The sequence below is a fragment of the Saccharopolyspora soli genome (assembly GCF_022678645.1).
Lineage (GTDB): Bacteria > Actinomycetota > Actinomycetes > Mycobacteriales > Pseudonocardiaceae > Saccharopolyspora > Saccharopolyspora soli.
The window spans coordinates 64481-85842 of the sequence record NZ_JALBWV010000015.1 but is presented as its reverse complement, the minus strand read 5'-3'; the positions used below and the strand labels follow the sequence as shown (position 1 = coordinate 85842).

19 protein-coding genes are annotated in these 21362 nt (G+C 69.4%); 15 read left to right on the top strand and 4 right to left on the bottom strand.

Annotated elements, in window-relative coordinates:
* The first annotated feature begins 1 nt into the window (after position 1).
* The 7 genes from sufD to MOQ72_RS13835 all read left to right on the top strand — a co-directional run bounded on the left by sufD (position 2) and on the right by MOQ72_RS13835 (position 5761).
* Complete coding sequence (sufD, locus tag MOQ72_RS13865; RefSeq protein WP_242183809.1) at positions 2 to 1186, top strand: Fe-S cluster assembly protein SufD; 1185 nt, start codon at positions 2 to 4, stop codon at positions 1184 to 1186.
* A 36-nt stretch (positions 1187 to 1222) separates the two neighbouring features.
* Positions 1223 to 1999 carry a Fe-S cluster assembly ATPase SufC gene (gene sufC / locus MOQ72_RS13860; protein WP_242183807.1) on the top strand — a complete coding sequence of 259 codons (777 nt, stop codon included), beginning with the start codon at positions 1223 to 1225 and terminating at the stop codon, positions 1997 to 1999.
* Positions 1996 to 3300 carry a cysteine desulfurase gene (locus tag MOQ72_RS13855; RefSeq protein ID WP_242183805.1) on the top strand — a complete coding sequence of 435 codons (1305 nt, stop codon included), beginning with the start codon at positions 1996 to 1998 and terminating at the stop codon, positions 3298 to 3300. Before sufC ends, MOQ72_RS13855 begins: the two co-directional genes overlap by 4 nt.
* A 23-nt stretch (positions 3301 to 3323) precedes the next feature.
* Positions 3324 to 3782: a Fe-S cluster assembly sulfur transfer protein SufU gene (gene sufU / locus MOQ72_RS13850; protein WP_242183804.1), complete on the top strand. Its 459-nt coding sequence runs from the start codon at positions 3324 to 3326 to the stop codon at positions 3780 to 3782.
* A gap of 159 nt (positions 3783 to 3941) precedes the next feature.
* Positions 3942 to 4349, top strand: coding sequence for a metal-sulfur cluster assembly factor (locus MOQ72_RS13845; RefSeq protein ID WP_242183803.1), 408 nt, complete (start codon positions 3942 to 3944; stop codon positions 4347 to 4349).
* Between the two features lie 288 nt (positions 4350 to 4637).
* Positions 4638 to 5282, top strand: a complete 645-nt coding sequence (locus MOQ72_RS13840; protein ID WP_242183802.1) for a hypothetical protein — start codon at positions 4638 to 4640, stop codon at positions 5280 to 5282.
* A 2-nt stretch (positions 5283 to 5284) separates the two neighbouring features.
* Positions 5285 to 5761: a DUF6644 family protein gene (locus MOQ72_RS13835; RefSeq protein WP_242183801.1), complete on the top strand. Its 477-nt coding sequence runs from the start codon at positions 5285 to 5287 to the stop codon at positions 5759 to 5761.
* A gap of 12 nt (positions 5762 to 5773) precedes the next feature.
* Here MOQ72_RS13835 and MOQ72_RS13830 read toward each other — a convergent pair whose 3' ends face one another.
* The 3 genes from MOQ72_RS13830 to MOQ72_RS13820 all read right to left on the bottom strand — a co-directional run bounded on the left by MOQ72_RS13830 (position 5774) and on the right by MOQ72_RS13820 (position 11592).
* Positions 5774 to 8176 (bottom strand): GH92 family glycosyl hydrolase, encoded by a 2403-nt coding sequence (locus MOQ72_RS13830; protein ID WP_372495361.1) that lies wholly within the window; start codon positions 8174 to 8176, stop codon positions 5774 to 5776.
* Positions 8177 to 8340: 164 nt separating this feature from the next.
* Entirely contained in the window at positions 8341 to 10107 is a 1767-nt protein-coding gene (locus MOQ72_RS13825; RefSeq protein WP_242183800.1) for a GGDEF domain-containing protein, read from the bottom strand.
* A 285-nt stretch (positions 10108 to 10392) separates the two neighbouring features.
* Positions 10393 to 11592, bottom strand: coding sequence for a lycopene cyclase family protein (locus MOQ72_RS13820; RefSeq protein ID WP_372495360.1), 1200 nt, complete (start codon positions 11590 to 11592; stop codon positions 10393 to 10395).
* Positions 11593 to 11650: 58 nt separating this feature from the next.
* Between MOQ72_RS13820 and MOQ72_RS13815 the strand changes: the two genes are divergently transcribed.
* From MOQ72_RS13815 to MOQ72_RS13795, 5 genes are all read left to right on the top strand, one after another.
* On the top strand, positions 11651 to 13222 hold the full coding sequence (locus tag MOQ72_RS13815; RefSeq protein WP_242183798.1) for a deoxyguanosinetriphosphate triphosphohydrolase family protein: 1572 nt from the start codon (positions 11651 to 11653) through the stop codon (positions 13220 to 13222).
* On the top strand, positions 13219 to 13899 hold the full coding sequence (locus MOQ72_RS13810) for an acVLRF1 family peptidyl-tRNA hydrolase (RefSeq protein WP_242183797.1): 681 nt from the start codon (positions 13219 to 13221) through the stop codon (positions 13897 to 13899). The genes MOQ72_RS13815 and MOQ72_RS13810 overlap by 4 nt, the downstream gene beginning before the upstream one ends.
* Positions 13900 to 14094: 195 nt before the next feature.
* Complete coding sequence (locus MOQ72_RS13805) at positions 14095 to 15723, top strand: ABC-F family ATP-binding cassette domain-containing protein (RefSeq protein ID WP_242183795.1); 1629 nt, start codon at positions 14095 to 14097, stop codon at positions 15721 to 15723.
* A gap of 188 nt (positions 15724 to 15911) precedes the next feature.
* Positions 15912 to 16121 (top strand): helix-turn-helix domain-containing protein, encoded by a 210-nt coding sequence (locus MOQ72_RS13800; RefSeq protein WP_010310662.1) that lies wholly within the window; start codon positions 15912 to 15914, stop codon positions 16119 to 16121.
* 77 nt (positions 16122 to 16198) lie between these two features.
* Positions 16199 to 17008, top strand: a complete 810-nt coding sequence (locus tag MOQ72_RS13795; protein ID WP_242183793.1) for an enoyl-CoA hydratase/isomerase family protein — start codon at positions 16199 to 16201, stop codon at positions 17006 to 17008.
* Between the two features lie 42 nt (positions 17009 to 17050).
* Here the strand turns inward: MOQ72_RS13795 and MOQ72_RS13790 are convergent, their stop codons facing one another.
* Positions 17051 to 17785: an SIS domain-containing protein gene (locus tag MOQ72_RS13790; protein WP_242183791.1), complete on the bottom strand. Its 735-nt coding sequence runs from the start codon at positions 17783 to 17785 to the stop codon at positions 17051 to 17053.
* A 153-nt stretch (positions 17786 to 17938) separates the two neighbouring features.
* On the opposite strand from MOQ72_RS13790, the gene MOQ72_RS13785 reads away from it, so the two are divergent.
* The 3 genes from MOQ72_RS13785 to MOQ72_RS13775 all read left to right on the top strand — a co-directional run bounded on the left by MOQ72_RS13785 (position 17939) and on the right by MOQ72_RS13775 (position 21359).
* Entirely contained in the window at positions 17939 to 18565 is a 627-nt protein-coding gene (locus tag MOQ72_RS13785) for a TetR/AcrR family transcriptional regulator (RefSeq protein ID WP_242183789.1), read from the top strand.
* Positions 18566 to 18677: 112 nt separating this feature from the next.
* The gene (locus tag MOQ72_RS13780; protein ID WP_242183788.1) at positions 18678 to 19391 is read left to right on the top strand and encodes an Imm1 family immunity protein; all 714 of its coding nucleotides are present in this window, start codon (positions 18678 to 18680) and stop codon (positions 19389 to 19391) included.
* A gap of 231 nt (positions 19392 to 19622) precedes the next feature.
* The gene (locus MOQ72_RS13775; protein ID WP_277954046.1) at positions 19623 to 21359 is read left to right on the top strand and encodes an ABC transporter substrate-binding protein; all 1737 of its coding nucleotides are present in this window, start codon (positions 19623 to 19625) and stop codon (positions 21357 to 21359) included.
* Positions 21360 to 21362 lie beyond the last annotated feature (3 nt).

Below are 21362 nucleotides of genomic sequence, written 5' to 3'. Positions count from 1 at the left end.
GATGAGCACCACCAAGACCGACGCCCAGCACGGCCTCGGCGAGCACTCGCACGGCGGTGGCACGGGTATCCCGCAGTCCTCCCGCGGGGCCCGTTTCACCTCCTACGACGTCGAGGCGTTCGAGGTGCCCGGCGGCCGCGAGGAGGATTGGCGCTTCACGCCGATGCGGCGGCTCAAGGGCCTGCACGATGGCTCCGCCACTGCCACCGGCAACATCAAGGTCGAGGTCATCGGCGCGGATGCGACGGTGGAGACCGTGGACCGCGACGACGCGCGGATCGGCAACGGCGGGGTCCCCTCCGACCGGATCGCCGCGCAGGCGTGGAGCTCCTTCACCGAGGCCACCGTGGTCACGGTGCCCAAGGACACCAAGCCCGCGGAGCCGATCACCATCACGGTGCACGGCCCCGGCGAGGGCGAGGTCGCCTTCGGGCACCTGCAGGTGCGCGCCGAGCAGTTCGCCGAGGCCGTCGTGGTGATCGACTACCGCGGCTCCGGCACGCTGGGCGACAACGTCGAGTTCGTCATCGGCGACGGCGCGCAGCTGCGGGTCGTGTCCGTGCACGACTGGGCCGACGACGCCACCCAGGTCAGCTCCGAGCACGCCAACCTGGGCCGTGACGCGGTGTTCCGGCACCTCGCCGTCACCCTCGGCGGCGACCTGGTGCGGGTCAACACGACCGTCACCTACGGCGGCAGGGGCGGTGACGCCGAACTGCTCGGCCTGTACTTCGCCGACGCCGGGCAGCACCTGGAACACCGGATGCTGGTGGACCACGCGGTGCCGAACTGCCGCAGCAACGTGCTCTACAAGGGCGCGCTGCAGGGCGACTCGGCGCACTCGGTGTGGATCGGCGACGTGCTGATCCGCGCCGCGGCCGAGGGCACCGACACCTACGAGCTCAACCGCAACCTGGTGCTCACCGAGGGCGCGCGGGCCGACTCGGTGCCGAACCTGGAGATCGAGACCGGCGAGATCGAAGGCGCCGGGCACGCCAGCGCCACCGGCCGCTTCGACGACGAGCAGCTGTTCTACCTGATGGCCCGCGGCATCCCGCAGGACCAGGCCCGGCGCTTGGTGGTGCGCGGGTTCTTCGGCGAACTGCTGCAGAAGATCACCGTGCCCGCGGTCCGGGAGCGGCTGGAAGCCGCGATCGAGGCAGAACTCGCCGTCGTCGGCGCCTGACCAAAGCTTTCACACACCCAGGAGAACGAAGAAGATATGGCCACCCTGGAGATCAAGGACCTGCACGGCTCGGTCCTCACCGCTGAGGAAGGCGCCAAGCCGATCCTCAACGGCGTCAACCTGACCGTCCGCTCGGGCGAGATCCACGCGATCATGGGCCCGAACGGCTCCGGCAAGTCGACGCTGGCCTACGCCATCGCGGGGCACCCGAAGTACCGGATCGACTCGGGTTCGGTGCTGCTGGACGGCGAGGACGTGCTGCAGATGACCGTCGACGAGCGGGCCCGCGCCGGTCTGTTCCTCGCCATGCAGTACCCGGTCGAGGTGCCGGGCGTGTCGATGTCGAACTTCCTGCGGTCCGCGGCGACCGCGGTCCGCGGCGAGGCGCCGCAGATCCGGCACTGGGTCAAGGAAGTCAAGCAGGCCATGTCGAGCCTGGACATCGACCCGTCGTTCGCCGAGCGCAGCGTCAACGAGGGCTTCTCCGGTGGTGAGAAGAAGCGGCACGAGATCCTGCAGCTGGACCTGCTGGACCCGAAGTTCGCGATCCTCGACGAGACCGACTCCGGTCTGGACGTCGACGCGCTGCGGGTCGTCTCCGAGGGCGTGAACGCCTACCACGCCAAGGGCGGCAAGGGCGTTCTGCTGATCACGCACTACACCCGGATCCTCAAGCACATCACCCCCGACTTCGTGCACGTCTTCGCCGACGGCAAGGTCGTCGAGTCCGGTGGCGCCGAGCTCGCCGACGAGCTGGAGGAGAAGGGCTACGTGCGCTTCACCGGCAAGAAGGAGGCAGCCGTCCAGTCATGACCGTTCAGCCTCCTCGCACCTCGGGTGCGAGCACCGCAACGCCGCTGGATGTGGCGGCGATCCGCGCGGACTTCCCGATCCTGGGACGCACCATCCGCGACGGACGTCGCCTGGTGTACCTGGACTCCGGGGCGACTTCGCAACGGCCGCGCCAGGTGCTCGACGCGGAGCGCTCCTTCCTGGAGACCTCCAACGCCGCCGTGCACCGCGGCGCCCACCAGCTCGCCGAGGAGGCGACGGACGCGTACGAGGATGCCCGCGCGCGGATCGCCGACTTCGTCGGTGTCGAGGCCGACGAGGTGGTGTTCACCAAGAACGCCACCGAGGGCATCAACCTGGTCGCTTACGCCATGAGCAACGCCGCCACGTCCGGGGCGGAGGCCGAGCGCTTCCGCCTCGGGCCGGGCGACGAGGTCGTGGTGACCGAGATGGAGCACCACGCGAACCTGGTGCCGTGGCAGCAGTTGTGCGAGCGCACCGGCGCCACGCTGCGCTGGTTCGGGATCACCGACGAGGGCCGCCTGGATCTGTCCGATGTGGACAGTGTGATCACCGAGCGGGCCAAGGTGGTGGCCTTCGTGCACCAGTCCAACGTGGTTGGCACGGTGAACCCGACCGAGCAGATCGTGTCGCGGGCGCGCCAGGTCGGCGCGTTGGTGGTGCTGGACGCCTGCCAGTCGGTGCCGCACTCGCCGGTGGACTTCAAGGCGCTGGACGTGGACTTCGCGGCGTTCTCCGGGCACAAGATGCTCGGCCCGTCCGGGGTCGGCGTGCTCTACGGGCGCCGCGAGCTGCTGGCCGCGATGCCGCCGTTCATCACCGGCGGTTCGATGATCGAGCTGGTGCACATCGATCGATCCACCTTCGCCGCGCCGCCGCAGCGGTTCGAGGCGGGCGTGCCGATGACCTCGCAGGCCGTGGGGTTGGGCGCGGCCGTGGACTACCTGAGCGTGATCGGCATGGACCGCATCGCCGACCACGAGCGGCAGCTCACCGAGCTGGCGCTGCGGGAACTGTCGGCGATCGACGGGGTGCGCATCATCGGCCCGACCAACACCGAGCACCGCGGTGGCGCGGTGTCGTTCGTGATCGACGGCGTGCACCCGCACGACGCCGGTCAGGTGCTGGACGATCAGGGCGTCGAGGTTCGCGTCGGACACCACTGCGCATGGCCGTTGCACCGCCGGATGGGAATTCCGGCGACCGTGCGGGCGTCGTTCTACCTGTACAACGAACTCGACGAGGTCAAGGCGTTGGTGGATGCGGTGCGCGAGGCGCAGCGCTTCTTCGGGGTGGCTTGATCGGGACTGCCGGAGAATTCTTGATGCAGCTGGAGCAGATGTACCAGGAAATCATCCTGGACCACTACCGCAAACCGCACCGCCACGGCCTGCGGGAACCCTTCGATGCCGAGTCGTTCCAGATCAACCCGACCTGCGGTGACGAGGTCACCCTCCGGGTGCGGTTGACCGGGACGGACGCGGACGCGATCGTCGACGACGTGTCCTACGCGGGGCAGGGCTGTTCGATCAGCCAGGCTTCCGTGTCGGTGCTCACCGACCTGGTCGTCGGCAAGCCGCTGCGGCACGCGATGAGCACCGAGGCGGCGTTCAGCGAGCTGATGCACGGCCGCGGCAAGGTCGAGCCGGACGAGGATGTGCTGGAGGACGGCATCGCGTTCGCGGGTGTGGCGAAGTACCCGATGCGCGTGAAGTGCGCATTGCTGGGTTGGATGGCTTTCAAGGACGCGGTGTCGCGTGTCGTGGTTGAGGAGGCGTCATGAGTAGCCCTGTGTCAACCTCAGTCCTCCTCAACCGCACCCCAGGGGACCGTGACGCAAGCCAGCCACAAGAAACCACGAAACGGGAGATTCGGTTGGACGCAACCACCACTGTGAATCGCGGAGAGGCGGAACAGTGAAACGCGGAGAGGCGGAACTGTCATGAGCGACGAAGCCCTGGTGCAGGAAACCGACGTGGTGCGCAGCGCCGAGGCGTTGCCCGAGCAGGCTGCGCCGTCCGCTGAGGTCGCCGCGCTGGAGGACGTCGAGGAAGCGTTGCGCGACGTGGTGGACCCGGAGTTGGGGATCAACGTCGTCGATCTCGGTCTGGTGTACGACATCCGCGTCGAGCAGGACAACACCGCTACCGTCGACATGACGTTGACCTCGGCGGCCTGCCCGCTGACCGACGTCATCGAGGACCAGGCGCGCGCCGCGCTGACCAGCGGGCCGGGTGGCGGGCTGGTCAACGACTTCCGCATCAACTGGGTGTGGATGCCGCCGTGGGGCCCGGAGAAGATCACCGAAGAGGGCCGCGAACAACTGCGCGCCCTCGGCTTCACGGTCTGATTTCCCGCTTTTCATTCGGTTCTGGGGCAGTGGCCCCCGTGCGAGTCGCTGTGTCGGCTCAACACGGGGGCCACTGCCGTGAAATCCTATTCCTGCACAGCGGTCCTCACCCGAAGTCGCGGCTGGCGCAGCGCAGCACTCCGCGACCAGGACCGGTCTGACACCACGGCCGGGTGGGCGTCACCAGAATTTCGCGAGCTTTTACTCGCGAACTGCTGACGTGATGGGGCCGGTGGCGCTAGATTTCCGATCATCTGTTCCCTTTGGGTGTTTTGACTGGAGGTCGGCGTGATCGGTCGAGGTCGTTGGTCGGGTGTCTGCGCGGTGGTCGCGGCCGCGCTACTGGCCGTCCCCGGTGCTGCGTACGCGCACCACGGCCTGACCGGGGAGTACGCGGTGGGTCAGCCGGTCTACATCGCCGGGACGGTGGTCTCCAGCGACTGGCGCATGCCGCACGGCAGCCTGGTCGTCGACGTGCCACCGGACGCCGCCCTGCCGGAGGACCGCAGCGGCCTGGCGCCGCTGGACGAAGGCGCCGGGCGCAAGGTTTCCGATCTCCTGCAGTCCTCGCCGGGTGGACAGCACACGTTCCTGCTCGACGGGACCGTCACCTCGGGTTTCATCGACGATGCCGCGCGGCCCGAGCAGGGCCACCAGATGCGGGCCGTGGCGTACCCGCGCTGCGCGCAGGGCAGCGAGTACGACGGCGAGTTCCGCATCATGGCGATGGCCCGACCCGACGGCCAGTGGGTGATCAACGACGACGACATCTCCGACATGCCGGACGCGTGCCCGGCAGGTGACGCCGCGGCCGCTCCCGCCGACGGCGGGTCCGGTGCCACCGTCGCGATCGCGAGCATCGCGGGTGTCGTGGTGGTGGCGGGGATCGTCGGCGGTGTCGTCCTGGTGCGCCGCCGCTCGACCGGTGGTTGATCTTGTTCGACGACCTGTTGACGCTGCTCCAGGGCAGCCCGATCGCCCAGTTCGTCGGGGGCGGTTTCGCGTACCCGGTGCTGGAAGTCGTGCACCTGGTCGGACTCGCCGTGCTGGTCGGTGCCGCGGCCGGGTTCGACCTGCGGTTGCTCGGGGTGGCCAGTTCGCTTCCGGTGCGCAAGGTCGCCGGGCTCCTGCTGCCCGCCTCGCGGATCGGGTTCGCCGTGGCCGTTTGCAGCGGGCTGTTGCTTTTCAGCAGCAGCGCGGTGAGCCTGGCCGCCAATCCCGCCTTCCAGCTCAAGGTCGCGCTGCTCGCCGTTGCCGGGGCCAATATCGCGGTGTTCCACTTCGGCGTCTACCGACGGGTCGGGGAGTGGGAGGTCGGCGACACGCCCCTGCCCGCGGTGGCTGCCGGGGCGGTGTCTCTGGTGGTGTGGATCGGGGTCATCGCCTGCGGGCGGTGGATCGCGTACGCGTAGTCGTGTTGACGATCACGTTGCCGCGCAGGGGGAAACGGGCGCGGCGTCGGGGCTGGTGGCCCAGTCGGTGGGTTGCTCGGCGAGGCGGTGTTCGAGCACGGCGCCCGCCCGCAACCGCTCCAGGTCCACCCACACCTGCTCCTGCGGAGCCCCGGATACCCGCACTTCGTCGATGTACTGCAACTTCGAGCCGTCCGCACCGGGCGCGTTGATCGTCAGCGGCGGTCCGCCGGGCAGTTCCACGACGGCGCTGGTGAATCGTGGTGCGTTCAGCACGAATTGGCCGGTTCCGGGAGTTGTCGGGTACAGGCCCAGAGCGCTGAAGACGTACCAGGCCGACATGGTGCCGAGGTCGTCGTTGCCGGTCACCCCGTCCGGTGCGTTGGTGAACAGGGTTTGCTGGGCGCGCACCACCGCGGCGGTCTTCGCCGGTTGGCCGATCAGCGCGTACATCCACGGCGAGTGCAGGTCGGGCTCGTTGTTCGGGTTGTACCTGAACTGCCCGTAGTAGTCGTACGGGTCGATCACCCACTCCTCCCGCGCGGTGCGGGCGGGATCCCGCACCAGCAGGTCGTAGGCGAAGAAGGTGTCCAGGCGCTTACCGGCCTGGTCCGCGCCGCCGACCGCATCGAGCAGTCCGGGCACGTCCTGCTGGGTCAACCACTGGTACTGCCACGCGGTGCCCTCGTGGAAACCCTTGTCCGAGATGGGTTCGTACGGCTGGAACCAGGAGCCGTCCGCATTGCGGGGCCGCGGGAATCCGGTGAAGCCCCGCTCCGGATCGGCTACCTGCGGATCCCAGGAGTTGCGCCACGACCGGCCGCGTTCGGCCAGCGCGGCGGCGTCATCGGCCCGGCCCAGCGCCCCGGCCAGCAACGACAGCGAGCAGTCCGCCAGCGCGTACTCCATCGTCGCCGAGCCGCCGTGCGCCGGGTCGACGTCCTGGCCCTTCTTCGGGAAGTTCGGGTCGTACTGCACGAAACCCCGTGCCAGGTAAGAAGGATTGCCAGCGCGGCCCTCGAACGGCGACTCCGCTGGCGGGACTTCGGTGGCGTTCTGCCACAGCGCTTGGTACGCCTGCGCCTCGCTGCCGTCCAGCGCGCCGAAGCGCCACAGGTCCACGAGGAACGGCGCGACCGGGTCGCCGGTCATGGTGTTCGTCTCGAAGTTCGCGTAGGCCCACCTCGGCAGCCAGCCGCCCTGCTCGTGGATGGTCAGTACGCTGCGGGCGATGTCGCGGGCGCGGTCCGGAACCAGCAGTGCCAACAACTGGTTCTGCGTCCGATAGGTGTCCCACAGCGAGAAGTACTGGTAGTAGGTCCAGCCGTCGGCGCGGTGGATCAGCTCGTCGAAACCCCGGTAGCGGCCATCGGCATCCGTCGCGGTCAGCGGTTGCAACAAGACGTGGTAGAGCGAGGTGTAGAACACCGCGTTGTCGTCCGGACTTCCGCCGGAGACCTCGATCCGGTCGAGCTCCCGGCTCCAGCGCTCCTGGGTGCGCTGCCGCACCTGGTCGAACCCGCGCAGTCGTGAGCCGTCGGAACCTTCCGCCGCCAGATTGGCATCCGCGCCGCTGGCGTCCACATAGGATATTGCCGTCGTCGCGGTGACCTGGGGGTCGGAGAAGGTCAGCCACGCGCCGCGCAGGCCCTCGGCGCCGGATACCGACCTGCGGTCGAACTGCCCGCCGTCGGGCTGCCAGGTGCCGAACGAGCTCAGCGGCTTGTCGAAGCGCGTGGTGAACCACAGCGTGTAGTCCCGGCCGCCGCAGAAACCCTTGCTGCGCACCCAACCCCGCACCGTCTGGTCGTCGACGACCTCCAGACCGCTGGCCTTGACCGGGTTGCGCGCGTTCGCCTGGCCGACGTTGAGGAACACGTGCTTCGGGTTGCCGCTGTCGAAGGTGTAGCGCTCGACGCCGATCCTGGTGTCCGCGGTCGCCTCGACATCGATGCCGCCGTAGTCGGTCAGCCGGGTGCGGTAGTAGCCCGCGTCGCCGACCTCGCCGTCGTGCGTGGCGGCCGCCGCGTAGTTCTCCTGGTCGAAAGTGGACGGGGTGCCGATGTCGAAGTCGTGGCCAGTTCCCGCGCCGATGCTGCCGGTGGTCGGCAGGGTCGAGATCAACCCGCCCTGTTCCCAACACCCCGCGCCGGAGAGGAAGAAGTGCCCGAAGCCCTTGATCCGGGCGTCGTCGTACTGCCAGCCCGCGTAGTGCGAACCGATCGGGCTGACCTGCGCCATGCCGAACGGTGCGGCTGCGCCCGGGAAGGTGTTGCCCTCGTCCTTGGTGCCGATGAAGGTGTTCACCGCCTGGACCGGGTCGGCGGGTTGCGCGGCGGCGGGTAACTGGGCCGCGATCAGCGCGGTGAGCAGCAGCGCGGCACTGGCGGCGATCCGGCGTCGGTGTGGTCGCACTTGCCCTCCCACGACTTGACATCGTTGTCAACCGGTGTCCGGTTACCAGCCTAGGGGGATCTCGGGTTGGCGGGGCAATCGTCGAAAAGGGTGATTGGTGCGGAAAACGGCATTCCGCGCGGTGTTTCCGCTGTTGGCGCGCAGGTGCGTTGTTGTTGCCGGATTTACCAACCGCGGCTGGGCAGCTGTTCCGGGTCGTGCGTCGGGAAACCTGGCGGTGGCGGTGGTGTCCCAGCTTGAGCCCCGCGAAGCACCTCGATGCGATCCGAGCCCGGTCGCGACATGACCCAGCTGGAGCCGTGCAGCGACTTGGCGTGCTGCTTCAGCGGCGCCAACTTGCGGGACACCTCGTCGTAGCTGTCGACCGTGTTGTGCGTGCACACCAGGGTGGCCAACGACATGCTCACGTCGAGTTCGCCCGCCGAACGCGGCGGGTCGAGCACCATTTCGGCCAGCGCCACCAGGTCGTCCAGGTCGGCCACCAGCAGGAAGTCGTCGCCGCCGACGTGTCCCACCTGCACCGAGCTCAACGACGTCGCCGCATCGGTGAGGCTGCGGCCGATCGCGCGGATCAGGTCGTCGCCCGCGGAGAAGCCCGCCGTGTCGTTGACCGTCTTGAAGCCGTCGATGTCCAGCCAGCTCACCGCGAAGATCTCACCGGAGGCGATCCGGCGGGCCACGTCGCGCGCGATCGCCTCGCTGCCCGGCAGCCGGGTCAGCGGGTTCAGCGCGGCGGCCTCCTCCACCTTCAACTCCGCCATGCCGCGGATCAGGTCGCCAGCCCGGACCGCGCCCAGGCAACGGCCGGATTCGTCCACGACGATCGCGTCGTCGTACATCCGGTACTGGTCGGAGCGGGTCACCATGTTCAGCGCTTCGATCGCCGTCGTCGCCGTGTTGACCACCCGCGGCTCGTCGGCCAGCCGCGACGCCGGGCGCTTGGCGTGCAGGGCGTGCCCGTACGGGCCGGTCACCGCCAGCAGGAACCGGTTGCGGTCGATGGTCCACTTCGGCCGGTTCTGCTCGTCGACCAGCACCACGCCGCTGATCTCCGGGCGGTCGGCCAACACGCTGCGCACCTTGTCCGCGGTCACGTCGATCGGCAGCATCGTCGCCGGGGACAGGAACTCCGTCACCCGCGGCCCGCTCGCCAGGGTGCTGATCGACGGCACGTGCGGGTCGGTCACTTCCGCCGCCACGCCGGGGACGTTGGTCGCCGTCGGTGGCCGCCGGGCCGCCGGTGCGAGCAGATTCCCTTGCACCAAACGAACTCCGTGGTGCCGCAGGGCCGTCAGCTGGCGCTCGTTCTCCACCCCTTCGGCCACCAGTTGGCTCTCGGTCGACTCGCAGAGGTGGCGGACCGACTCCACGACGGCCGCCCGCGCCGAGCTGTCCGGCAGGCCCTGGACCACGCCTCGGTCGAGCTTCACCATCGCGGGGCCGATGTCGGCGACCAAGGTCAGCGGGACGTCGCCTTCGCCCACGCCGTCCAGGGCGATCTGGAAGCCGTCGGCGCGCAGCTTCTCCACCCCGCTGAGCAGTTGGTCGCGGTTCAGCTTGGCGAAGGGCGGACCGATCTCCAGCGTCACCTCCTGCTCGCGGCGGCCGATCTCGCGCAGCTTCTTGCGCACCAGATCGAGCCGGGCGAGGTCGTGGGTCACCGTGCCGCCGAAGATGTTCAGGTGCAGGGGCAGCAGCGATTCGTGCTCCGAGGTCGAATTCAACGCGGCTATGGCGAGTTCCACGTCCAGCTCGGTCAGCCGTCGCCGCCGGGCCGCTTCCCGGAACAGGTCCTGGACATGCGCTCCCGCAGGCCGGGCCAACGCCTCGACCGCGACGATGGCGCCGGTCTTGATGTTGATCAACGGCTGGAACGCGAAGCGCACTTCGTCAACCAGCGCAAGCACGGAGTCGATGTTGCCCGGACTCATGCCGCTCCATCGACGTTGTTCACGACCTGTTCACCGACATCTCAGTGTTCCTCCTCCTGGGCGGAGGACCTCTCTCTCCCCGCAGACCAACCTAGCTTGCCTGACCAGGGGGGAACATCAGCCGGTCGGTAATCCTGTGGCCATCAACACAACGATACGGAGCGGTTTCCTTACGATCTGTAGGGATTTGGCGCCCAAAAAGCGACTTCACCTTGCACGATTGGTGCACTTGGTGTGAATACGGTAACCGCAATTACATTCGCGTAATTTGCCGGACATGATTCGTCAACCGCCGCCGAGGCCGTGGCGGGCCGGTGGGTGCCCCACCGACAGGCCGCCCAGCACCAGGCGTCGGCGGATCTTCCACGGCGAACCGCGGAACAGCGCCGACATCGCCGCCGCGGTCCCGGCCGGGCTGGCCTCGGCGGCCAGGAATTCCCTCCGGTGCGGCTCGTCCAGCCGGAAGAACGCCTCGAAGAAGACCGGCACCAGATCCGGCGGCAGCGACAGCAGGGCGCGCAGCGCCCGATGCCGCAGCACGTGCGCGGCCACCGCGTTCGGCGGCCACAGGATCGACCAGCTGGCACGGGCCGCGACGGCCGGGCCGGACGGGAGCCCGGCGCTGATCGCCGCCGCCAGCCACGGCGCGCGGCGCAGCGACGTCGCCACGCTGAAACCGGTCGCCGGGTGCACGAAGCCCGCCGCCGCGCCGAAGGGGATCACCCGTCCCGGCCGGGGCAGCTGGTCGTCCACCGGGAACCGCACCCGCTCCTCGTCGATCCGCTCCGCCTCGTCCAGCCCGGCTGCGGCGAGCCGCCCGGCCAGCCGCCTGCGCAGCAACGCCAACGGCAGCGCCGGGCGGCGGGCCAGCGACGTCTCCTCCAACAGCACCCGATCCGGGCCGAGGTGGACGGCGTAGAGGAAGGTCGGCCAGCCGCCGCGGGTTTGCGGAGCCGGGCGCCAGTCCATGAAAACCCCGGTGTCCGGGCCGCAGAACGGTTCCGCAGCTGCCGCGTTCACCACCCAGCCGACCGCGGTCTGCTGCGCCGAGGTGTGCGCTGGTCGGCCACCGGAGAGTGCCTTGGCCGGGCCGGTGGCGTCGACCACCACCGCCGCGGCGATCCGCCGACCGTCCTTGAGCACCACCGTCGACCCGGTCGGTCCGTGCTCGGCGGCCATCGCGCGGCCGGTCACCTCGACGACGTCAGCGCGCCAGAAGTGCTTCCAGAGCGCCGTGTTGTCCAGCACCGCGTACGGCCTCCGCCATTCGTGCGGGTCAGTGCCGTGCACCAGCATCCGCTGCTGGACCGACGCCAGTGCCGTCGATGGCACCGACGCGGGTAGTTCGTCGCGCCAGGTGCCGTAGGTGTGCGGCCAGACGCGGCGCGGCGCCGGATCGACGAGCGTGACCCGCAGACCGGTGTCGCTGCACGCCGCTGCCGCCGCACGACCCGCCGGGCCGCCACCCACCACAACGACATCCACCACCGAATCAGATCACGGCCACCGCGGAAATCGCCGTGCGGGCGGCTAGCGTGTGGCCATGCAGGATGTGCAGCCTTCTCGGACGAGTCGGCGCAGTGGCCGCTCCGGTCCGCGCAAAATCCCTGGTGATCTCGCCGCCAGCCCGTTCCGGGCGGACCGCGACCGGGTGGCCAGCTCGGCGTTCTTCGCCCGCCTCGGCGGCGTGACGCAGGTCGTCAGCGCCAGCGGTTCGGGTCTGCTGCTGCACAACCGGCTGACGCACAGCCTCAAGGTCGCGCAGGTCGCGCGGGCGATCGCCGAGCGGCTGATGGCCAATCCCGACGACCTGGCCCGGTTGCACCGGCTCGGCGGCTGCGACCTGGACGTGGTCGAGGCCGCCGGGCTCGGCCACGACCTCGGTCACCCGCCGTTCGGGCACCTCGGCGAGAGCGTGCTGGACCGGCTGGCCCGGCAGCGGTTCGCGCTGCCCGACGGCTTCGAGGGCAACGCCCAGACCTACCGGGTGGTCACCCGCATCGACGTGCGCGGCATCGACGGCGACGGCTTGGACCTGACCGCGGCGGTGCGGGCCGCGCTGCTGAAGTACCCGTGGACGCGGCTTTCCCGCCCGCAACCGCACCCCCGGCACCTGCCGACGCCGCCGCGCGGCGCGTCCGAACCGGTGGACCAGCCGGGCAGCGGCTCGGCGAAGTTCTCCTGCTACAGCACCGAACTCGACGACATGATCGACGCCCGCGCGGCGTGCCGGGGCCGCCTCGACGACTGGCAGCAGACCGTCGAGGCGTCGATCATGGACACCGCCGACGACATCGCCTACGCGATCCACGACCTGGAGGACTTCCACCGCGTCGGCATCCTGCAGCACACCAGCGTCTCGCACGAGCTGACCGAGTGGCTCGGGCACGCCGTCGAGTTCGCCAACCGCGGCGACGCCGACCTCGCCGACGACGAGTCGCGCTCCGGCGGTTCGCTGGAGCGGCTGCGCCGCCGCCTGCACGCCAAGGACGGCTGGATCGCCGACGACGAAGCGTTCGTCAGCGCGGTCAAGAAGGTCGTCGCCAACCTGGTGACCAAGCTGCTGGAAGTGCCCTTCGACCGGTCCCAGCAGGCCGAACAGGCGGTCGCAGCCTTCTCCGGGGAGTGGACCCAGCGCCTGGTGGAGGGCATCCAGGTCGTCGAGCACCCGAGCACCCGGTCCGGGCACGTGGCGCTGGCCGTCGAGCAGTGGCACGAGGTGCAGGTGCTGAAGTTCGTGCACCGCCGGTTCGTGCTGCAACGCCCCGACCTCGCGCTGCACCAGCGCGGCCAGGACCGGCTGCTGAGCAAGCTCGTCGAGGCGCTGGACAACTGGTTGATCGACCGCAGCGAGGCCGCCCGGCTGCCGCACCGGTTGCGGGATCTGTTCGAGCGGGCCCGCGCCGAGTTCTCGCAACTGCGCAGCGACGACCCGGAGCTGCTGGTCGCGCCGGGCGAGCCGGACGAGATCGATGCCGAGCACCTGGAGCGGATGGCCCGCGGCCGGGCGGTGATCGACTTCGTCGCCTCGCTCACCGATGATCAGGCCGCCGCACTGCTGGAGGCCCTCTCGGGCCGGACCACCCAGCTGTGGAACGACACGTTCGTGCTGTGAGCCGGGTTCGCCAGCTCGCGGGCGGCGGGCGCGCGGTCGAAGTGGCCCCGGAACGGGTGGCGGGCTGGTTCGACCGGTTCGCCGCGTCCCACGGCGGCGCGGCGCGCACCGCCGTGCAAGCCCGCCGGGTCGAGGTGCATGCCGCAGACGGTGCGTCGGCGTCGGTCGACGTGCCGTTCGGGCCACTGCCACCGCCGCACGGCGAGCAACCGGGGCTGGCGGTGCGGACGTTGGTCGAGCACCTGAACCGGCCGCGGCGGATCGGCCTGGTGCTGGTGCGCTTGGGCGCGCACAGCGTGGGCATCTCCTACGACGGCAAGGTCGAGCAGTCCGCAACCGACCGGCACCTGGTGCACGGTCGGAACAAGGCGGGCGGCTGGTCGCAGCAGCGTTTCGCGCGGCGTCGCGAGGGTCAGTCGCGGCGCTCCCTGGATGCGGCGGCCGACGCCGTCGTCCGCCTGCTGCTGCCGTTGCGTGATCGGTTGGACGCCGTGGTGCTCGGCGGTGACAAGCATGCGTTGGAGTCGCTGCGGGCGGACACCAGGCTGGCGGAACTGCTCGCCCGTGCCGAGGACCGGGTGCTTGACGTGCCCGAACCGCGTCGTGCGGTGCTCGACGACGCCGCCCGGCGGGCGATCGCGGTCGAGATCGAGGTGCGCGGCGCCGATCAGGTGTGACCGAGGCGATGAGATCCGCGATCAATTCGCTCGACATCGCCCGTTACACTGAATTCGTGGTCAGCAAGCGTTTCGTGGTCCGGGTTCCCCGCGCCACTCCAACCGCCAGTTAACCCGCGGTGCTCTACGCCCACTCGGTCCCGGCCGGTGGGCGTGTTCGTGGAACTGCTCGACCACTAGATCCCGGAGTTTCCTTTGATTGCTGCCACCGGCCTGGAACTGCGCGCCGGGTCCCGCATCCTGCTCTCCGACGCGACTTTGCGCGTTCAGCCCGGCGACCGGGTCGGCCTGGTGGGTCGAAACGGCGCGGGAAAGACCACCACGCTGCGCGTGCTGGCTGGCGAAGGCCAAGCGTACGGCGGTGATGTGGTCCGCAGCGGCGAACTCGGCTACCTCCCGCAGGACCCGCGCGAAGGCGACCTCACCGTGACCGCCAAGGACCGGGTGCTCTCCGCCCGCGGCCTGGACCAGCTGATCCGCGACATGGAGAAGACCCAGACCGCGATGGCCGAACTGGTCGACGAGCGGGCGCGGGACAAGGCGATCGCCCGCTACGGCCGACTGGAGGAGCGCTTCGCCGCCCGCGGCGGCTACGCGGCCGAAAGCGAGGCCGGACGGATCTGCGGCAACCTCGGCCTGCCCGACCGGGTGCTCAACCAGCCGTTGAGCACGCTCTCCGGCGGTCAGCGCCGCCGCGTCGAGCTGGCCCGGATCCTGTTCGCCGCCTCCGAAGCCGGACCCGGCGGCCGGTCGGCGAGCACGCTGCTGCTCGACGAGCCGACCAACCACCTCGACGCCGACTCGATCAACTGGCTGCGCGACTTCCTCAAGAACCACGACGGCGGTCTGGTGGTCATCAGCCACGACGTCGATCTGCTGGCCGCCGTGGTCAACAAGGTGTGGTTCCTGGACGCCATCCGCGGCGAAGCCGACGTGTACAACATGGACTGGACGCGCTACCAGGACGCGCGCGCGGCCGACGAGAAGCGCCGCCGCCGCGAGCGCGCCAACGCCGAGAAGAAGGCGTCAGCGCTGCTGGCGCAGGCGGACAAGATGCGGGCCAAGGCCACCAAGGCGGTCGCCGCGCAGAACATGGCCCGCCGGGCGGAGAAACTGCTGGCCGAGGCGGAGACCGAACAGGCACAGGAGAAGGTCGCCAAGATCCGCTTCCCGGAACCTGCCCCGTGCGGGCGCACTCCGCTGACCGCGGACGGGCTGTCGAAGTCCTACGGCTCGCTGGAGATCTTCAGCGGTGTGGACCTCGCCGTGGACCGCGGCTCGAAGGTCGTGGTGCTCGGTCTCAACGGCGCTGGCAAGACCACCCTGCTGCGGCTGCTGGGCGGCATGGAGCACCCCGACTCGGGCGAGGTCGTACCTGGTCACGGGCTGCGCATCGGGTACTTCGCGCAGGAGCACGAGACCCTGGACCACGACGCGACGGTGTGGGAGAACGTGCGCAGCGCGGCCCCGGACACCGGTGAGCAGCAGCTGCGCACGCTGCTCGGCGCGTTCCTGTTCCAGGGCGAGCAGTTGCAGCAGCCCGCGGGCACCCTCTCCGGTGGTGAAAAAACCCGGCTCGCGCTGGCTGGCCTGGTCTCCAGCGCGGCGAACGTGCTGCTGCTGGACGAGCCGACCAACAACCTCGACCCGGCCAGCCGCGCGCAGGTGCTCGACGCGCTGCGCAACTTCACCGGGGCAGTCGTGCTGGTCACGCACGATCCGGGCGCGGTGCAGGCGCTTGAGCCGGAACGGGTCATCCTATTGCCGGACGGTACCGAAGACCACTGGTCGGATGACTACCTGGAGCTCGTCCAACTGGCCTAGCCGTGGTTGCGCTCGCAGCGCGCGCTACTACGGATGGATTAGTGCATTCCGGTGATCGCCGCGTGGTCATCTCGACCGTTGGCCGATCTTTTTTCCATGATCGCCTGGCGTTCCTGCCTTTCCTGTTCGATCATTGCGCTGACAGGGGTCGCGAGGCCCGACCTGCTCAGAGGGAAGGCGGGGACACCGTGGCTGAGCTGAAGAAAGGCGCGCGCATCACAGGTAGTGCGCGGGACAAGCTTGCCAGTGACCTGAGAAAGAAGTACGAGAAGGGGGCGAGCATCCGCGCTCTGGCGGAGGCAACCGGCCGATCCTACGGGTTCGTGCACCGCGTCCTGAGCGAATCAGGCGTTCAGCTGCGTGGCCGTGGGGGCGCGACGCGTTCGAAGAAGAAGTGAGCACGGCGGCCACCGGCCGCCTCCATTCGACATAACATGACTCCAGCGATCTGCTCAGATCTGCAACGGAGGTCCGCTTGGCGGAGTCGATAGTGGACGCCGACCTGTTGGATCGTGGCGGTGTGGGGCTCACGATCCACGGGCGGCGGGCCACGATCACCTTGAACCGCCCGGACAAGCTCAACGCGCAGACACCGCACACCTGGCAGGCGTTGCGGGAGGTCGGTCGATGCCTCGGCGCGGAGGTCCGGGTGGTGGTGCTGCGCGGCGCCGGTCGGTCGTTCTCGGCCGGGTTGGATCGTCGACTCCTCGGGTTCGCCGACGTGGACGGGGCGCCTGGGCTGGGGGGACTCGCCCGGCGTCCGACCGAACAGGCCGATGCCGAGATCGCCGGGTTCCAGCAGGGGTTCAGCTGGCTTCGCGAGCCCGACAGGGTCAGCATCGCGGCAGTGCAGGGGCATGCCGTCGGTGCGGGGTTCCAGCTCGCCTTGGCATGCGATCTGCGCGTGCTGGCCACCGACGCCCGGTTGCGCATGGCCGAGGCGTCGTGGGGTCTCGTGCCGGATCTTGGCGGCACGTTGCCGCTGGTCAGGACTGTGGGTTATGCGAGAGCGGTGGAGATCTGCCTGACCGGCCGGGAAATTCAGGCCGAGGAGGCTCTGCGGCTCGGTTTGGCGAACTCCGTCGTCGAGCCCGATCAGCTCGACGCGGCGGTGGATCAGCTCGCCGAAGTGGTCTGCCAACCGCCGGTCGGCGCTGTCCGCGAGACGCTGGCGCTGCTGGTGCAGGCCGACGAGGCGGTTGATCCCGAGCAGCAGCTCGCGGCCGAGCGGGCCGCGCAGCTGCGTCGCATCGTGGAGTTGGCCGAGAAGTTCGGCTCGGAGTAAGAGGGCGCGCGGATTGGTGTGCCAATCCGCGCACTCCCTGAATCAGCGCAGGCCCGGCACCCGTTCGCCGTAGTGCGCGAGGTTGGCCGCGTTGGCCTCGTCGCCGCCGATGGTGTTCGAGCTGCGCCAGACCGGCAGCTCGATGCCCGCGGCGGCGGCTTGGTTGTACATCTGCACCAGCAGCATGTTCCACAGGAACGCGTTGGCCAACGAGGACAGCGGCGCGGTCACCGGGGCGGCCGTCGGGTAGCTGGCGTCACCGCCGGGCACCTTGGTGTCCAGCACGATTTCGGCTTGCTCGGCCAGCGTTGTCCCGGCGCGCTTCGGGGCTTCGGCGCTCGCGGCGGGCGAGGTGATCGCGACGACCGCTGATCCGGCCGCGCGCGCTAGTTTGGCCAGTTCCACCGGGTACGGGTTCACCCCGGAGTTGGAGAAGACCACGAGCGCATCCGCGCCACCCCGGAATCCGGCCGCGGTGAGCACCTCTTCGGCCAGCCCGCTGCGGCGTTCGGTCTTGGTGCTGGCCACCGCGCCGTGCAGCGGTAGCAGGTCGGGGTGGTACAGCGGCCGGACCGCGGCCAGGCCCCCGGCCCGGTAGAAGGACTCCATCACACCCGCCAGCGAGTGGCCCGCACCGGCGGTGAACACCAGGCCGTCCGCCCGGACGGCGGCGAACAGCCGGTCGGCGGCGGTACGCAGGTTGTCGGCGTTGTGCGCGCCGATCTTTCGCAAGTGCTCCAGGGTGTGCTCGGCGTGGACCGGGCCGTTTTCCGACATGTTGCGCTCCTGTGGCGAGGCGATCGGGGAACATGAGGTCTATACCAATCTGTCGGATGTCGGTCAAGGTGTCCGCGCGCCCCTGCCCACCACTGCTGTGGTGCACGGGCTACGCTGTTGATCAGCAACCAAGATCGAACCGCCAGGGGATGCATGCCGCAACGAGGCAACCGCCGGGAACTGCTCGCCGAGGCCGCCATCGAAGTGCTGGCCAGGGAAGGTGGTCGGGGGCTCACCCACCGCGCCATCGACCGCGAAGCCGAGGTTCCCGAAGGCACCACCAAGAACTACTACCCGACGCGCAGCGCGCTGTTCCTGGCCGTGGCACGGTATCTCGCCGCGCAGCACACCGCTGCGCTGGACGTGCTGCGCAGCCAGATTCCCGCCGATGTCACCGGCGAGGACGTCGCGGCGCTGTACGCGGCGATGCTGCGGCGGATGTCCACCAACGCGCGATCGCAGTTCCTGGCGCTGTTCGAACTGCACCTCGAAGCGGTGCGCAATTCCGATGTGCGGGCCGCCCTCGGGGACATCACCGGGGCCAATGTGGACACTGCGGTCGAGTTGCACGCCGCGGTGGGCCGCCGGATGAGCCGTCGCGGCGCTGGGCTGCTGGACGCGGGCATGCTCGGGGTGGCGCTGTCGATGCTCAGCCTGCCCGACGACCTGGTCGAGGAACTCGGATTCGACGACGCCGACGGGTTGGCGCGGGCGTTATTGTCGCTCGGCTCGGTTCGCGACGAGCCAGCGATCGGTGTGCTGCGGGACTGCGCCAGCTGACCGCCGATGGCGCTGCGGGGCCGCGGGTTGACGCGCGGTAGCCTCTGGGGAATCGAGATCTGGGCTGGGCGTCCTGGGGGTCGTCCATGATCGAAGTGGATGCGGGGAAGGCATGTCGAATCCAGCGCACGAGGAGACCGGCCCGCTCGAACCACCTGCGGTCGTGTTCGCTCGCCTCGCCGATGTTCCGGTCGACGCCCTGGACAAGCTGATCGAGACGACGCACGCCGTCTACGACGACCTCAACAAGGTGCTCGGTCACCCGTACTGGGGTGACCTGGTGTTCCACCAGGGCGCGGCGATCAAAGCGCTCAAGGAGGCGCGGATCTGCTTGGAAGGGCTGCGCGCCGAGGCGATCGGGGCCCGCAACACCGAGTTGGGCGTGACCGTCACGACCGCGGTGGCTGACGGCGACCGGCACTACGCGCAGACCGAGGAGGACAAGGCCGCGCTCGTGGACCGGGTGCTGCGACCGCAGCGGCTCGGCGCCTGCCATCTCTACGTCTGGGACCGGCCGCACGAAGATCCCGAAGCCGCTGGGCCCTACCAGCAGATCCGGATCGTGACCGACGTGGAGTCCGAGGTCGGGGTCCTGAACTTCACCGAGGAGTCCGAGGACGGCGAGCTGCAGTCCTGGCACACCCTCAACCCGGCGCCGTCGCCGGACGCGCCAGCGCTGCCGTTCGACGCGGGCAGCACCCTGAAGTTCCCGCGCAATGCCGTGCTGCCGTTCCGCGATCTTCGGGCGGCGCTGGATGAATTCACCCGATCCGGTGAACGCCCGGAAGCGGTGCGCTGGCAGCCCGCGCGATGGGGCGATTTGTAGCGGATCGGCCGCGGATGCCCTGGATGTTGCGGGTTCGCGCCGGATGGCCCGCCGATCGGGTAACGGTTGTGCACCTGTGCGTGACGCGGGTCGGCGACAACTGCTGGTTAACCATTGACGAACAGCGTTTGATGGTGGTTCCTTCTTCTCACTCGTTGCGAAGGAGGGGTCAACGTGCGCAGACGATTCGTCGTGCTCTGGGCTGTTCTGCTGGTCGGTTTATTGGCGCCGATGCCAGCGTTGGCGCAGGAGAACGGCGCGCGCCCGGCGGGTGCGACCTTGCGGATCGGACTGCAGCAGCAGATCGACTCGCTGAACCCGTTCCTGGGTTACACGTTGGCCTCCACCGACATCTTCCGGGCCATCTACCCGACGTTGACCACCTACAGCCCCGACGACTTCTCGGTGATGCCGGAGCTGGCCGAGAGCTGGGCTCCCTCGCCGGACAAGCTCACCTGGACCTTCCGCATCCGGCCCGGCGTCAAGTGGACCGACGGGCAGCCGGTTACCGCCCGCGACGCCGCCTACACCTACAACCGGATGATGACCGACCCGGCCGCGAGCACCGCCAACGGCAACTTCGTGGAGAACTTCGCCAACGTCACTGCCCCGGACGACGCGACGCTGGTCATCCAGACCAAGACGCCGCAGGCGACGATGCTGGCCATCGACGCGCCGATCGTGCCCGAGCACGTCTGGTCGAAGATCGCCGACGTCGCGAACTTCGCCAACGACCAGATGCCGTTGGTCGGCAGCGGACCGTTCACGCTCACCGGCTACCGGCCGGAGCAGGACGTCACGCTGACCGCCAACCCGGACTTCTGGCGCGGCGCGCCGAAGGTCTCCGCGGTGCAGTTCATCCAGTTCAAGAACAGCGACGCGGCGGTGCAGGCGCTGCGCAAGGGTGATGTGGACGTCGTCCAGAAGCTCACCCCGGCGCAGTTCAACGCGCTGGCCGGGCAGGCCGACATCAAGCAGGTCAAGGGCCAAGGCCGCCGGTTCTTCGAGATGATCCTCAACCCTGGCGCGACCAACAGCGAGAACGCGCCGATCGGCACCGGGCACCCGGCGCTGAAGGACGTGCGGGTGCGGCAGGCCATCGACCGGGCGATCGACCGGCAGGTCCTGGTGGACCGGGTGCTCGGCAGCTACGGCCAGATCGGTGGCGGATACCTGCCGCCGATCTTCGCCGACTTCCACTGGACCCCACCGCAGCCGCGCACCTTCGACCCGGCCGCGGCCAACCGGATGCTCGACGAGGCGGGCTACGCGCGCGGGGCGGACGGCATCCGCCGGACCCCGCAGGGCGAGCCGCTGAACTTCGACTTCGTGCTGCACGGCGACGAGTCGATGGACGCGCAGGTCGGTGAGTACGTCAAGCGGTGGCTGGCCGATCTGGGCATCAACGTCGAACTGCAGCCGGTGTCGGACAACCAGCTCAACGACCGCACCACCGCCGGTGACTTCGACATGGTCATCAGCGGCTGGTCGGCCAACCCGGACCCGGACTACGTGCTGCGGTTGCAGACCTGCGGCGCACGTCCCGACCCCGCCGGTGGCGGCACCAACGACACTTTCCTGTGCGACCAGCAGTACGACGACTTCTACAACCAGCAGCTCGCCGAGTTCGACGCGGCCAAGCGGGTCGATCTGGTGAAGCAGGCCCAGGCCCGGTTCTACGACCAGGCGGCCGGTCTGATCCTCTTCTACCAGAACTCGCTGGAGGCATACCGCTCCGACCGCTACACCGGTTTCACGCAGCAACCGAATACGGAAGGCGTGATCACGGGGCAGCAGGGCTACTGGGGTTACTACGGCGCCCAGCCCACCGAGGCGGCGATGAACGGCTCGTCGGGCACTGACTACACCGGCGTCGCTTGGGTGCTCGGTGGGGTCGTGGTGCTGGTCGGCGTGGTGGTCGCGCTGGTGGTGGTCCGCCGCCGGGCGACCGCTGATACCAGGGAGTGAGCC